We start from the raw sequence: 12,489 nt of genomic DNA on the forward strand, positions 1-12,489 counted from the left end.
CACAAACAGCTCCTTTCAGGTTTAGTTACGTGCTACAGCCGCATTGGCCCACATAACCGATTGCTCCAGGTTCGTCATTGCCAGCGCCTGCTCCCGGCTCTTAGGTGTCAGGTCATCGATCAGTTCAGCCAATTCCTTGGCCTTGTTGCGGATCTGCTCATAGATTTCAGGTTGTCCTGGCTTCGGTGCGTGATACTTGAAGTTGTTCTCAATCTGCGGATTACTCATTCGACTACCTCCCAGTTCTCTGCGAACAACTCAATATTCGTTTCCTTCCAGGGTACACGACCGAAACGACTTTCCACGTACAGATATGGCGCCGTCATTTTACTGTGCTCATCTGGATACTGCGCCCGAATTACAACGTCCGGCTGCCATTGAGGCAACCTCATACCCTTGCCTGTTTTCACCTGTGCAAATGCACTTCCAAAATCCACGATTATCATCCTTTCGACATAAAAAATACCGCTCCGGGATCCGGTAGCGGCTCAGTATCAATACGAATGGCAGGATTTGAACCTGCGAGCTCCTGTGTCCAAGACAGGCGAGAACGGCCAAACTTCTCCACATCCGTGCAGTCAAGAGAGGGAGGGAAGCCCTCTCTTACAAGTATGGCACAATATCATTTTATCATGGATTCTTTAGAAAAATAGGACATCTGACTGGACATTCAACTGGACAACTTTGAAAACTCATCTATCGCCCTCTTTCTCCAGCGGTAATACGTCTTCTCTACGACCGCCAACCGCTTGCAGGTTTCTGGAACGTCCATATCCTGAATATACTTCAACCGCAGCAATTTGGCATAGTCCGGCTTGTATTCCTCCAGTAGCGACAGTAGATCATCCACCCGCTGCACCTCAGCCTGAAGGTCCTGCAGCTCGCTGAGTCGCTCCAGCACCTCATCCAGGTCATACTTGCATCCGGTACGGGCATCAATCACCTTAGCGATCTTGGCCCTCAGCTCCTGTAGCAGTTCATCATCCTCCTGGTAGGCACCGATGTCTGGAATCGCATTACGTTGGGACCGAACACCAGCCGGGTAGAAAGTCAGGTAAGCGTGCGCCGTGGCCTCCAGCTGCAGATCACGCTTGCCCAAGTACATGTAGCTGGGTAAGCCGCGCAGCCGCCGGTGCAACTGCTGCAGCTGATCCTCATCGTTCAGCCGGCTGATCTGAATCCCGCTACCCACGGTATAGGTTCCTAGCGCTTGAATCCGCGCCTGCTTCTGCCGGTACCCGGTCAGCTGGTCAATCACTTGTTGTTCTGTCATGATGTCTGACCCCCTGTTGTATTATTCACCCGAAGCAGACAGCCGGTCCAAGATCCAGCGAGCCCGGCTCAGCTCGGCAATGCTCCGGTCAAGCAGATGTACCTCGCTGGCTGGCTGGGGCTCTTTCAAAACCGACCAGGCTTTCAGCTCAGCAAGTGAATCGTCCCGTTCTCTCAGCAACTCATCAAAACGGCCATTTGCAGCCTTCAGCGCCTCAATCTGATTGTAATATGCCTGTGCAAACGCGAATTGCTCCTCGTACAAGCGCTTATATTCATCCCGCGCTGTGGACGTCTGATCCAGTTCGAGTTCAGCAGCTTCCCGTGCAGCAACTGCTCCGTCTGCACGTGCTTCTGACAATTCAACCTTTGTCATAGACTCCTCAGCCGCTTTGCCGGCAAGGGCCACCGCTTCGGTCGCCTGGTCTTTCCAGTGTTCCACCTCATCCTTCAGCTCCGCATTTTCTACGGCCAGCCGCTCCCCGGTCGCCTTATACTCTTTGAGCATGTCATGTGATACCGGCTGGGTAGCGGTCAGCGCCGCCTTCAGCTGCTCAATCTCCTGCTGAGCCTTCTTGTACATTTCCGGCAGCGGCACCGGCGGCTGAGGCGGCAAAACCGCCTTTTCGCGAAGCAGTTGGGTTTCCTTGGGTGACTCAACACCCTTACCCTCCTTCGCCCACTTGTCCATGTGATTATAAATCGTCGCCTCACTCACGCCCTGCTCCTTGGCAATCTGGGCAATCGTCTTGCCGGCAGCTCGCTGGGCGAAATATTCCTCTGCGGTCATCTTAAACTTGGCCATTTCCTTCTCCTCCTTGGTTTGGGTCTTGATCTGGATCGGGGCTTTGAATGTCTTATCCCGCTTCGTGGCTGGATACTTCTGCCGGACCTCTTCTAGCTCTTCCGGCGTCAGCTTGTATTCACGCACCCCACTGGTGCCGGTGGAACTGTACTCAATTACTTTGCTGGGTATCGGTGTATTAGCCACTTATTCCACCCTTTCCGCTGATGAAGTCGTCCCCCATTTGCGCTGCTGTTTCCTTGGCGGCGGATCTGGAAGAGTCAAGAAGACCTCGCCGATCACCGCGCCACTGTCGTCCGTGATAATTTCCCAGGGGATCTCCTGGAAGAAGGGGTCAGGTCTCATCCGGATCACCGGCACTGTACCGCCGATCCAAAGCTTCGATAAAGGAGATAGCCACAGCAGCCACCTGCACCGCCTCTGCACGCATGTTGGCATAACCACCCTTCACCCGTTCTTCAGGCCCGTTATTGAAATGCGTCTCGTTGACAGCCTGGCACAATTCGCCAAACTCCTCTCCCAAAATTCCCATCCACTCCATAGGGCGGTGATTCTGTTCGCCCCACTTTATGTCTTGACGCTGCCGTTCAGTAACCACACTTTTAAACGCGTTATCCATACAAACCATCCTCTCAGGAATAATTTTGGAATATTTTCTGCTGCTTTTGCCGTTAGGTCAGTTTCGCTTATGGTTAATTGCTCCGCCATCCAGCCACAGCAGGGACAGCGATACACATTTGGTTTGATCTCCGTCATATCAGCAGCGCACTCCAGGCAGACCAAAATCATGGGTCAACCTCCTTTCTGCTGGTTGTCGTAAATCTCTTCCAGCCACTCTGTCAGCATCATCATTTGCTTGATCACCAGCGGATGGTCCTGATATTTCTGGCACATCGCCCCGGAAGAGTTAGCCACCCATTGCCAGAAGTCAGGATGACTCATGCCGTAATGAGCAGCTGCTTGATTTGCCTGACCGATCCACGCCTGTATATCCCCGAAGAACGCCCCGTAGTCCATCGGCTACAGCTCCTCGATCTTGATATAGATCCCCGGCAGGCTGGCCCAAAACTTCTCCACAATCAGACTGGCAATCTGCGCATCGTCTTTGTAGAACCCCAGATCCTCCATGCAGTCTTCGAGCAGCTTTTGCATATTGGAGTTGTCCGGTCTCGTCGTCTTGTACTCCCCGTCCTGGCGTTTGCCTGTGATGGGGAAGCACCATTTCACCGTCAGCCGAAGAGCCCCTGTATATTTCCGCGCTGGCACATGTTGACCCAAGTGAGCCATCAGCTTCGCCCGGGCAGCCTTCAGCTCGTCGGGCTCATAGAATACTGGTTTGTCGTTCACCACTGCAACCTGTTTCTGCTGGTGCGTGATCGTCGGGACTTTTTTCATCGGCATAAAAAATGCGGTCGTCATCGTGACACCAACTTCCATTTTTTAACTTTCTATTTCGCGGCGGGTTTTCAAATAAATTTAGGGGAGGGGGAAGGGGGATTTTTATACCCCCTTCCCTTATCCTTATATATTTATATATAGGGTCCCCGCCGCCGACTGCGGCAATCATGACGTATCAATCCCCGCCGCAACTTGCGGCAATCATATTTAAGAGAACTTTGCAAGTTGGCGGCGACCATAATTTAATGGTGCTTGCCGCAAGTTATTCCTCTTTTTTCTTGACTATGCGATATCCAATTGATCGATCAATTTCATAGCCATGCTTCTTTATCCAGTCTCTGACTGTACGTTCAGCAACCTCTTTTCCGGTTGACCCATACCATGCCATGACATCCATCACGGTAGGCGGTTCCCCAAAATTGCAGTTGTTTACCGCGTCTTCGAACTCTTCCGCCTTGCTTCGGCGCTCCTCTTTGGCCTTCTCTTTCCTTTTGCCGGTCGCCTTCTGCCATGGCGGAGAAGAGGACTCCCCTTCCGGATCGATGTCCTTTAGGCTGCCTGTGTCATCGACGCGGTGTACCGGATACTGGAACCACATATTGACCGGATCAAACTTCGGATACTCACGCAGCGTACCCTCTACGCGCCAGGCTGAGCGGATCCTGACGCTCTTCACCGCCTGCTTGACGCCCTCCTGAGCGATAGCTAGCTGCCCAGGAATGGCACGCTTGGCATGGTCCTCCATGGCCTTGGCGCTGAGCAGGTCGTCCTGGGAGACATGTTCCTGCAGGTACGACGGATTGTATTGCTGGAAGAGGTGCTGGTACATGCTGCAGACTGCCTTATTCTCCTCTTGCATCAGCAGAGCCTCTGTCAGATCCAACTCCACTAGGTCGATCAGTGCGTCTGGGTCCCGGGCGAACACGCCGCTACCGGATGCTCGGTCCATCGACTTTTTCCCGCCCTGGGAGCCTTTACTGTGATGGTGGCAGTAAATGACACCAGCTCCCAACTCCGTAGCGATCTTGTCAAACTGGTTTGTGAAGTGGGCCATCTGGTCGGCACTGTTCTCGTCACCGGTTAACACCTTATAAATAGGATCGATAATGACCGCGATATAGTTCTTCTTCTGAGCCCTCCGGATCAGCTTAGGGGCCAGCTTATCCATAGGCACTGTCTTACCACGTAGGTTCCAAATGTCAATGTTGCTAATGTTATGGCCGGACAGCCCCAGCGCCGCGTACACATCCTTGAAGCGATGCAAGGCGCTGGCCCGGTCCAGCTCCAGATTGACATACAGTACCTTGCCCTTCGTACATTGCCAGGCCAACCACTTGATGCCCTCGGCTATGGCAATGCTCAGCTCAATCAGAGCAAAGGACTTCCCCGCCTTCGATGGCCCCGCCATGAGCATTTTATGACCCTGCCGCAGTAACCCTTCTATTAAAGGAGGGGCTAGCTTCGGCATGTTATCCCAGGTATCCGTCAAGTTCTCCGGGTCTGGCAGATCATCGTTGATCCCTTCAATCCATTCATGCCACTCCGCCCAGCTCGCCTTGCCCAGGTTCGTGTCCACGATGAATTGCTTCTTGCCGTTCCGCTCGACACCCGGCATGCGGGACAGCCGGGACGGATTTCGGTTCTGCTTGTCGATAGCCAGCCCGTTCCGCTTGCAGATGTCGTACAGGTAATCCACCCGCTTGCGGTACTCGTCATAGTTGGCCGCCTCGACCCGCACAATGGCGTGGAGGCTCTTGCCGCCGCTGTATACCATGACGGCAATCGGCAGCTCCAGCTCCCGCATGACAGCGTTCTGTTTCTCGATGTCCATCGTGTCCGATTCCACCAGAGCATACCGGAATTCAGTCACGTTCTCATTCTTGACTCCCTTGCCGTCCAGCGGGTTAAATCGTATCCAGGCCCCCGCCTCCGGCTTGTAATCCCCAAACACATCGCCAATGTCACCGTCACACATATGCAGTAATTCAATAAGTTCCCCCGCCGTCCGATCCGACGCGCCTTTTGTAGGAAGCCACTTCCCTTCCTCGCTCTGCCACGCTTCCGTGACATAGCCAACGTTTTCGGATGCCTCAAATAATGCACTTAAATACGTTGTTATCTGCTGTACAGGGTTCCATTCAGCAGGTTCGTGGATCTCTTTACCTTCAATCCAGTTCCGATCCACGACCACATAATCGCCGGAGCTACCGGAAATCTCGTCATCCCAGTCCAGCTCCCGGTCATGGGCAGACCGCGGCAGCCAACCGTTATCCTTGGCCAACTGCGTAATGGTCGCACCGGTCACCGGATTACCGGTTCCTTCGAATGTCGTCCACTTTTTGAAACATTCACCTGGATGGTAGCGTCCGCTGTCCCGCCGGCTCCACTCGTCCCAATCGCTGGCCGTGTAACCTTCATATTTCAGCGCCATGCCGACATTGACCCAGGATTGGTAATCCAGATAAGACGGATCCACATGGCCAAGCAAGGCAACCAAATCCAATTTATGCTCCAATGATTTCACAACCCTTTTCTACTCATAATCTTTAAGGAAATCTCTAATCGTTATAGACCAAGCTCCGTTAGTCACGCTTATTCCGTATTCAGTATCATGGTAAATACCTGTTACGAAATAAGCCTCCCCAGTACTTTTGTGAGTATATCGAGTACCAACTAAATGTGCGTATTGTTTCTTCTGCATTAGGATACGTTCTTGTTTTTTCAAATACGGGTCCATCTGCTATATCCCCCCTTCTGCTGAACGCCGCTTTATCCCCGGTATAGAACCGGTATACCCGGCAAGCTCCAATTGCCGCTGAGCCTTTCGGAACACATAATCCAAATCCTCGCCCGGCTTAATCGTTCCGTCAGGCTCTAAATGTTTGTTCGGAATCCACACATTTTGACTCGTACGATTTAGCAGATAACGTTTCGCTGCATATCCGGCATAATTACGTTTAAGGAGTGTCAGTGCAATCCCTTTATAGTGTTGATCCTTGCAATTCAGCTTCATAAGACTACTCCCCACGATATTCTTTAGGGTTGATGTCGGCAGGCGTTCGCCAGCCATTACCGGCAATGCGATCAATCAGCTTCCGAGCTGCTTCAAAGGACCATGACCCCACATGTTCAAAGCCCCGATTTTCCAATTGCCGAATCTGTTTTGGTGTGGTCAGGTTCTCAGCTCGCCGTTTATCCAGCCTCTCCAGCAGCTTCGACGCCTTGCCGGCATTGTCGATCTGATCTGGTAGAATTCCCAGCTTTTCAAGTGTCTTGATCTGCGCTTCACTCGGTGGAGCCATTTCCCACCCAAAGGCTGGTACATAGCTGGATAGGTCTTCAGCCTGAATGCTCATTTCAAATTGAAGCGGATCAACCAGTTTAGCCTTCCGGCGTTTCATTTCATTCAGCATCTTGGCCAGTGCCTCTTCACGCTGCGAAATGACATCTTCAGTCGCCTGCTTCTCTACCACTTCCAGATCCAGCGCAATCCCTGCCTGTTCGATCTGCTGGGTCATGGCCTGGGCGACTTCTTCGTTTTCGGCAATCAGGTGTGCAGGATGGCAAAGTTCATGCCGTTCGGTGTGCCACAAAAAATCAAGCAGCAGCAGATCCTCCTTGCCTGGAAACAGCCGGGTACCTCGCCCAACCATCTGACTGTAAAGACTGCGGACCTTGGTCGGCCGCAAGACGACGATGCAATCTACGCTCGGGCAGTCCCAGCCTTCTGTTAGCAACATGGAATTACATAGAACGTTGTATTTGCCGCTATCATAATCGGCCAGTATCTCTGCCCGGTCCTGCGAATCTCCATTGACTTCAGCAGCACGGAAGCCGACGGCGTTTAGTATAGAAGTAAACTTTTGGCTGGTCTTCACCAGCGGCAAGAAAACGACGATTTTCCGGTCCTTGGCAACCCGCCACATTTCAGCAGCAATGGAATCCAGGTACGGGTCCAGTGCTGTGCCCAGCTCACTGCTTTTAAAGTCGCCTGCCTGCTGCCCGACGGAAGTCAGGTCCAGTTTCAGGGGAATCGTCATGGCCTTAATCGGGCTTAGAAAGCCCTCTTTAATCGCCTTGGGCAGCGTGTATTCATATGCCAAAGATTCAAAATAGCTACCCAGGTTGCGCATGTCGCCACGGTCTGGAGTTGCGGTTACACCCAGCACGTATGCCTCTTTGAAATAGTCCAGCACCCGCTGGTAGCTATCTGAAAGGCAATGGTGAGCTTCATCGATGATAATGGTGTCGAAATGATCTGCGGCGAACTTCTGCAGCCGCTTGTCTCTCATCATGGTTTGCACGCTGCCGACCACCACCCGGAACCAGCTGCCTATAGATGTTTGCTCTGCCTTTTCGGTGGCACACCCTAAGCCGGTTGACTTGGCCAGCTTGTCGGCCGCCTGATCCAGCAGCTCCCCCCGGTGAGCCAGGACAAGCACACGCTTGCCCAGCCTTACCTGGTCTTCGATCACCTTGCTAAATACAATGGTCTTGCCGCAGCCTGTAGGGAGGACCAGGAGCGTCCGTCGGACGCCCTTCCCCCACTCCGTCTGAATCGACTCGCGGGACTCCTGTTGATAGGGTCTAAGTTCCATAGCCATAATCGCATCCTCCTAAAACTGGCCAGGCGTGAACCCGCCGCCTTGTGGAGGTGGTGATCCTGGAAATGGAGCCTGCTGATATGGCGGTTGCTGTGGAGGTGCTGGCTGCTGATACTGCTGTGGCGGTTGGTATTGTTGAGGCGGCTGTCCTGCCGGCAGTTCATCAGCAGCATAGAAGGTCTTAACTTGATTGTTAGTCTTGTCTGCACCATCACGGCCTCTGAAATTGTTGATCTCCAGTTTCAGCCGACCTTTGGAACCGATAACCGCCTGCCAGTTCATTTTCAGCTTCTCACCTTTCCGTTTCTGGCCAATGCCAGCGAAGAAGTTCGACAACAGCCCCTCCGTCTTTGTATGAAGGAACAAGTTATGGAACACCACTACATCCCCCTGATCTGAATGCACAGTCAGCTCAATCTTGGCCTGATTGCAGGCTGGCATTTTTTCGGAGCCATTAAAGCGCCCACGTTCAAATTTTGTGACGGTGAAGTTATAGTCTCCTGCAGGCAGGACGATAAAATCCGTTCCGTCTTTTACGATCTCGTCGTCCCAACCCAGTTCACGTTCCGTGTTCTGATTCATATAAGTTTCCTCCCATGATGTATAAATTAGAATGGCAATTGCTCTCTTCTGTTTTTAATAGCTTCAAACACTTGTGTCCAGGCAGCCACAAGTACGCCGTTGACGTAAGCAAGATCATATCTGGAAACCGGTGTATCAACGGGGTAAATTTGCTTCTCACTGACCACAATCTGAATCTCGTCCTCACGCACTTGATACTGCAACATTAAATCACGTAAGGGTTTATGAATGTTTGGATCAAGCACTTGCTGAGGCGCGCCGCTCGGTTGCTGCGGTGGATTCGGCGGTGACGGTGGATCAGCAGGCGGCGGTGACTGTGGCGGCGGACTGGCTGGTGGAGCGGCCTGCTGCGGACTCGCTGCCGGCGGTGCGGCGGGAGCCTGAGCTGGCCCACTGAAGATATGGGCAATATAGCCATAGTCCAACGGAAATTCATCTGGCAGGCCGTGACGGTTCTTGGCGTCCCATGCCGGGTGATGTGTAGCGTAGACGGTGCGTACGCCGCCCTGAGCCTTGTTCTTCTTACCTTCCTTGTCTGTGGAGACGCTGAAGGTTTTGTAATTGATGAACAGCACCATGTCAGCCCATTCCTTGACCAGTGCAGCCGTTCGGGAACCGGTCTTTTGCCCAAGCTTGAGCTGGTACCGGTCATAGGCGCCCATTTCATCCGGCTGCTCGAATTTCACGATTTGAGCATGGGCGATCAACACCACATGGATACCAGCTTCGACTACATCACTGAGAAGGTTCAACATCCGGCCCAATTCCTCGGAAACAAAAATGTATCCCTTACCGTATCCGAAATCTTCAATGCCGTTCTTTGCATGTGTGGAACAGACGCTATCCACGCATAACATCTCTGCCCAATCAATGGTATCAAGGATGAGTGACCCATATTGTCCGCTTTGCCATATCCATCGAACCTGCTGTTTGAGCATTTCCCAACTGGACGGCCGGGGAAGCCGCGCTACATCCATTTCCGTCGTGCTGCCTTCGGTATCAATGAAAATTGGACGCGGGAATTGAGCAGCCAGGGAAGACTTGCCGACCCCTTCCGGCCCATAGATTACAACCTTCTTGGCCTTCTGGACTTTTCCGGTAATGACCTGCATGTTAAAATTCACCCGCTTTCCAAGTGTTCGTTTTCGGCAATTCCCATGTCGTCCCCGGATCGATCTCGCCCGGCTGCGTCTGCAGTGTGACGCCTTCCTGTCCGGCGACATAGCCGTCTTCAATGATGATGCTACACTCCTCACCGGTGCTAACTCGGGTGGCGATGGCCTGCAAGCCCTCCTGCTCCAGCCACTGGCCAAACTCCTGCAAAGTCTCCAGGTCCATCTGCTCCAGCTTGTCGAGCAGGATAAACCCGCAATCCGGCTTCAGCTTGCGGACAATGGCCGTAGACACCTTGAGCTGGTCTGATCCGCTCATATTGTCCCAACGCTGGCCGTTATAAATGAGCTCGCCATCATCAACGGACAGTCCTGGCAGCGGTAGATTCGCGTTCGTCAGGAGCTCCGTCTTCTTCTGGCGGATACCGTTGATCTCCGTGGTCAATTGGTCATATTGCACGCGGTAGTCGCTGGCATCCGTCTCCGCCTTGTCTTTGTCCAGATTCGCCCGAACCTTCCGATTGATCTCGTCGATCTGCCGGATGTTGGCCTGCAGCTCCTCGGTTGACTCATCCTGAAGGTCCAGGGCGTCCTTTTTAGCAATATCCAGATCCTCCGCAAATTGAGCTCGTTTGATATGTGCCTCGTTGAGCAATGCTTCTAAACGTTCGAGCTCCCGCGCCTGCTGGTCATATGCAGCTTGAATCTGCGTCAGCTGCTGCCGCTTCCGTTGGTTCTCACCATTCTTCGCAAGAATCCCCTGCTGCTGCTGAATCATTTCTGACGCGGATACAGGTTCCTTCGGAGCGTCAGGGAAGTAAGTCTGCTCCTTGGCAAATTTGGCCTTCTGATCGGCAATCTGGCCGATGGTGTGGCGCCGGTTGTAAACCTCCTGCTCCTTTATTTCAAATTCATGTAGTTGTTGGCCTACGCCGATGATCTGCAGTAGGATGTTGGCCTTTTCCTTATTGGTGGAGCTCATGAACTTTGGAAGGTTGATAGCCAACTCTTCCACGAAGCTATCTAGGAGCATCTGCCCACCCTTCTGGCCGTCTGGATCTACGACCTTTAGGTCGCTGTTCTTACCCTTGCGCTCCACGATCAGACCATTCGACAGCGTCAGGTGAAGGTATGGAGGAATGGCTGATTCCTCTCGAGCTGCCTTTGAAGGACGGTACTTGTTGCCGCCGAGCGCCCAGGCAATGGCATCCAGCACGCTGGTTTTACCTTGATTATTCTTGCCGCCGACCAGAGTCAATCCGTTTGCTGTCGGTTCAATCTTCACTGCCTTGACGCGCTTTACGTTCTCGATTTCGAGTTTACTAATTTTGATCACGAACGCTCCTCCTTTGTGTATGAAGGGCGACACATGGCCGCCCATTTGGTTAGATGAAGTTAAGCAATCACGACAACGTGCTCAGCGGTAATCAATTCGTTCAGTTCATCTGAGAGATAGGCAGCCACCGCTTCGATGGCCGCATTACGCCAAGCCCCGCCGTCTGCCTCGAACAATGCCGCTGACGGGCCGTCCTTCATACGGAAGACAAAAGCACTTTCTGGTTGCTTCACTTCAATGAACGTCCGGTATGGCGCCAGCAGCACCGGATTAGGCACCTTTACGTCCTCCACCGTGGCCACGCCTGTCTTAGCCACCACGGACTGCGACACACCATCATCGCCCACTTGACGGACATTCTCTTCCTTGATGTTTCCGACTACCTTCAGCAACTTGGTGCGGTCCTCATTAGACACAAAGCCAGACTGCAACTTGATAATGAAATCCTCGGAATCGTAAAACGCGCCATACCGATATTCCGGCAGCAACGCCTCAGCCTTGATGATCTCCCGGCGGTTAAAGTCGTTGTTATAGGAAGAGACGACAGAAACCTGAGTCGGACTGACCACATGGACCAGCAGATGGGCTTGCTTGTCAAACTCGGACTTCAGGTAGTCCACCAGGCCGGACAGGTTGCGGACAACCAGCGGTGCTGGCGTAGGCTCAGCTACCTTGTAGAGCTGGTGTGTAGCATACTGCTGACCATTGACATTAACGACTTCGGTCTTACCGGATTGAGCCAAAAATTCCAGAGAATCGCGATTAAACATGAATGAATTCCTCCTATGATTGGTTTTTTGATTTGGGCTTAATAGATGCGTTTGATTTTTTCACCTGTATCAGAGCGGACTTCACCCTCGTTATCCATATAGGACTGACCTTGCATACCTGACTTCAGTTCCGCACCGACCACTTTTCCGTCATTATCACGGTCCATAAGGATGGTGGTCATCAGTTCTTTCGCCGGAGCCAGATTCGACGTGGCCTGAATGGAGACTTCAGCAATCTCCCGCTTTTCATCAGGCTTGATTGTGAGTGATATATTTACCTTCCGCGCAGCTTTGGCGCTTGTGTTCGGGTCACCAATGTTCGCCAGAACCTTGTCCAGCTCCTGCTGGAACCGTTCGACTATGCCACCGTCGGCCAAGGAATCTAATGTGATTTTCACGCTTTTACTCATGTGTGCTCCTCCTCAAAGTTGTAAGTTATATGTGAACGCTGCGACTGGCCCGCGTCCGAATCGGCCGCAGCGGAATCGTTTAGCTGCGCCTATTTACGGACAGGCAAGTAAAGTTTCGATACAATGAGTGCAGACCTGTTTGGCGTTCCAGTTCCGGATGAACCGGATATTTACAACGTGACCACAGACTTCACAACGGG

The 12,489-nt window shown here is 52.6% G+C and carries 18 protein-coding genes and 1 tRNA gene; all 19 read right to left on the reverse strand.

Features of this window, described 5'->3' with window-relative positions:
- Window positions 1–21 precede the first annotated feature (21 nt).
- Window positions 22–228, reverse strand: coding sequence for an Acb2/Tad1 domain-containing protein (locus B9T62_RS16850; protein ID WP_087916327.1), 207 nt, complete (start codon window positions 226–228; stop codon window positions 22–24).
- Window positions 225–437 carry a Thoeris anti-defense Tad2 family protein gene (locus tag B9T62_RS40730; protein ID WP_087916328.1) on the reverse strand — a complete coding sequence of 71 codons (213 nt, stop codon included), beginning with the start codon at window positions 435–437 and terminating at the stop codon, window positions 225–227. Before B9T62_RS40730 ends, B9T62_RS16850 begins: the two co-directional genes overlap by 4 nt.
- A gap of 61 nt (window positions 438–498) precedes the next feature.
- A tRNA-Pro gene (locus B9T62_RS16860) sits at window positions 499–574 on the reverse strand.
- Between the two features lie 96 nt (window positions 575–670).
- Window positions 671–1,273 (reverse strand): DUF1492 domain-containing protein, encoded by a 603-nt coding sequence (locus tag B9T62_RS16865; RefSeq protein ID WP_087916329.1) that lies wholly within the window; start codon window positions 1,271–1,273, stop codon window positions 671–673.
- A gap of 21 nt (window positions 1,274–1,294) precedes the next feature.
- A complete protein-coding gene (locus B9T62_RS16870) occupies window positions 1,295–2,263 on the reverse strand; it encodes a helix-turn-helix domain-containing protein (protein ID WP_087916330.1) in 969 nt (322 codons plus the stop codon).
- Window positions 2,264–2,422, reverse strand: a complete 159-nt coding sequence (locus tag B9T62_RS39145) for a hypothetical protein (protein WP_169834396.1) — start codon at window positions 2,420–2,422, stop codon at window positions 2,264–2,266.
- Window positions 2,412–2,696 (reverse strand): nucleoside triphosphate pyrophosphohydrolase family protein, encoded by a 285-nt coding sequence (locus B9T62_RS16875; RefSeq protein ID WP_087916331.1) that lies wholly within the window; start codon window positions 2,694–2,696, stop codon window positions 2,412–2,414. The genes B9T62_RS39145 and B9T62_RS16875 overlap by 11 nt, the downstream gene beginning before the upstream one ends.
- Window positions 2,645–2,866, reverse strand: a complete 222-nt coding sequence (locus B9T62_RS40010; protein ID WP_169834397.1) for a hypothetical protein — start codon at window positions 2,864–2,866, stop codon at window positions 2,645–2,647. The genes B9T62_RS16875 and B9T62_RS40010 overlap by 52 nt, the downstream gene beginning before the upstream one ends.
- Before the next feature lie 3 nt (window positions 2,867–2,869).
- Window positions 2,870–3,094 (reverse strand): hypothetical protein, encoded by a 225-nt coding sequence (locus B9T62_RS16880; protein ID WP_087916332.1) that lies wholly within the window; start codon window positions 3,092–3,094, stop codon window positions 2,870–2,872.
- A gap of 3 nt (window positions 3,095–3,097) precedes the next feature.
- Window positions 3,098–3,514, reverse strand: a complete 417-nt coding sequence (locus tag B9T62_RS16885) for a RusA family crossover junction endodeoxyribonuclease (protein ID WP_245864477.1) — start codon at window positions 3,512–3,514, stop codon at window positions 3,098–3,100.
- A 223-nt stretch (window positions 3,515–3,737) separates the two neighbouring features.
- Window positions 3,738–5,999: an AAA family ATPase gene (locus B9T62_RS16890; protein ID WP_245864478.1), complete on the reverse strand. Its 2,262-nt coding sequence runs from the start codon at window positions 5,997–5,999 to the stop codon at window positions 3,738–3,740.
- 9 nt (window positions 6,000–6,008) lie between these two features.
- Window positions 6,009–6,212 carry a hypothetical protein gene (locus B9T62_RS16895; RefSeq protein WP_087916334.1) on the reverse strand — a complete coding sequence of 68 codons (204 nt, stop codon included), beginning with the start codon at window positions 6,210–6,212 and terminating at the stop codon, window positions 6,009–6,011.
- Window positions 6,213–6,215: 3 nt separating this feature from the next.
- On the reverse strand, window positions 6,216–6,488 hold the full coding sequence (locus tag B9T62_RS16900) for a hypothetical protein (RefSeq protein ID WP_087916335.1): 273 nt from the start codon (window positions 6,486–6,488) through the stop codon (window positions 6,216–6,218).
- A gap of 4 nt (window positions 6,489–6,492) precedes the next feature.
- Window positions 6,493–8,079 (reverse strand): DEAD/DEAH box helicase, encoded by a 1,587-nt coding sequence (locus B9T62_RS16905; protein ID WP_245864479.1) that lies wholly within the window; start codon window positions 8,077–8,079, stop codon window positions 6,493–6,495.
- 12 nt (window positions 8,080–8,091) lie between these two features.
- Window positions 8,092–8,661 (reverse strand): hypothetical protein, encoded by a 570-nt coding sequence (locus B9T62_RS16910; RefSeq protein WP_087916336.1) that lies wholly within the window; start codon window positions 8,659–8,661, stop codon window positions 8,092–8,094.
- A gap of 26 nt (window positions 8,662–8,687) precedes the next feature.
- Window positions 8,688–9,773, reverse strand: a complete 1,086-nt coding sequence (locus B9T62_RS16915; protein WP_087916337.1) for an ATP-binding protein — start codon at window positions 9,771–9,773, stop codon at window positions 8,688–8,690.
- A gap of 1 nt (window position 9,774) precedes the next feature.
- Window positions 9,775–11,109, reverse strand: a complete 1,335-nt coding sequence (locus B9T62_RS16920) for an AAA family ATPase (RefSeq protein ID WP_211296470.1) — start codon at window positions 11,107–11,109, stop codon at window positions 9,775–9,777.
- Window positions 11,110–11,168: 59 nt separating this feature from the next.
- Window positions 11,169–11,879 carry a hypothetical protein gene (locus B9T62_RS16925; protein WP_087916339.1) on the reverse strand — a complete coding sequence of 237 codons (711 nt, stop codon included), beginning with the start codon at window positions 11,877–11,879 and terminating at the stop codon, window positions 11,169–11,171.
- A gap of 38 nt (window positions 11,880–11,917) precedes the next feature.
- Window positions 11,918–12,289: a replication terminator protein gene (locus B9T62_RS16930; RefSeq protein ID WP_245864480.1), complete on the reverse strand. Its 372-nt coding sequence runs from the start codon at window positions 12,287–12,289 to the stop codon at window positions 11,918–11,920.
- Window positions 12,290–12,489: the final 200 nt, after the last annotated feature.

The sequence above is a fragment of the Paenibacillus donghaensis genome (assembly GCF_002192415.1).
Classification (GTDB): Bacteria; Bacillota; Bacilli; order Paenibacillales; family Paenibacillaceae; genus Paenibacillus_AQ; species Paenibacillus_AQ donghaensis.

Coding starts and splice junctions, on each gene's coding strand:
- B9T62_RS16850 (WP_087916327.1), bottom strand. CDS start 228: ATGAGTAATCCGCAGATTGAGAACAACTTCAAGTATCACGCACCGAAG.
- B9T62_RS16865 (WP_087916329.1), bottom strand. CDS start 1,273: ATGACAGAACAACAAGTGATTGACCAGCTGACCGGGTACCGGCAGAAG.
- B9T62_RS39145 (WP_169834396.1), bottom strand. CDS start 2,422: ATGAGACCTGACCCCTTCTTCCAGGAGATCCCCTGGGAAATTATCACG.
- B9T62_RS16875 (WP_087916331.1), bottom strand. CDS start 2,696: ATGGATAACGCGTTTAAAAGTGTGGTTACTGAACGGCAGCGTCAAGAC.
- B9T62_RS40010 (WP_169834397.1), bottom strand. CDS start 2,866: ATGATTTTGGTCTGCCTGGAGTGCGCTGCTGATATGACGGAGATCAAA.
- B9T62_RS16880 (WP_087916332.1), bottom strand. CDS start 3,094: ATGGACTACGGGGCGTTCTTCGGGGATATACAGGCGTGGATCGGTCAG.
- B9T62_RS16885 (WP_245864477.1), bottom strand. CDS start 3,514: ATGGAAGTTGGTGTCACGATGACGACCGCATTTTTTATGCCGATGAAA.
- B9T62_RS16895 (WP_087916334.1), bottom strand. CDS start 6,212: ATGGACCCGTATTTGAAAAAACAAGAACGTATCCTAATGCAGAAGAAA.
- B9T62_RS16900 (WP_087916335.1), bottom strand. CDS start 6,488: ATGAAGCTGAATTGCAAGGATCAACACTATAAAGGGATTGCACTGACA.
- B9T62_RS16905 (WP_245864479.1), bottom strand. CDS start 8,079: ATGGCTATGGAACTTAGACCCTATCAACAGGAGTCCCGCGAGTCGATT.
- B9T62_RS16910 (WP_087916336.1), bottom strand. CDS start 8,661: ATGAATCAGAACACGGAACGTGAACTGGGTTGGGACGACGAGATCGTA.
- B9T62_RS16915 (WP_087916337.1), bottom strand. CDS start 9,773: ATGCAGGTCATTACCGGAAAAGTCCAGAAGGCCAAGAAGGTTGTAATC.
- B9T62_RS16925 (WP_087916339.1), bottom strand. CDS start 11,879: ATGTTTAATCGCGATTCTCTGGAATTTTTGGCTCAATCCGGTAAGACC.
- B9T62_RS16930 (WP_245864480.1), bottom strand. CDS start 12,289: ATGAGTAAAAGCGTGAAAATCACATTAGATTCCTTGGCCGACGGTGGC.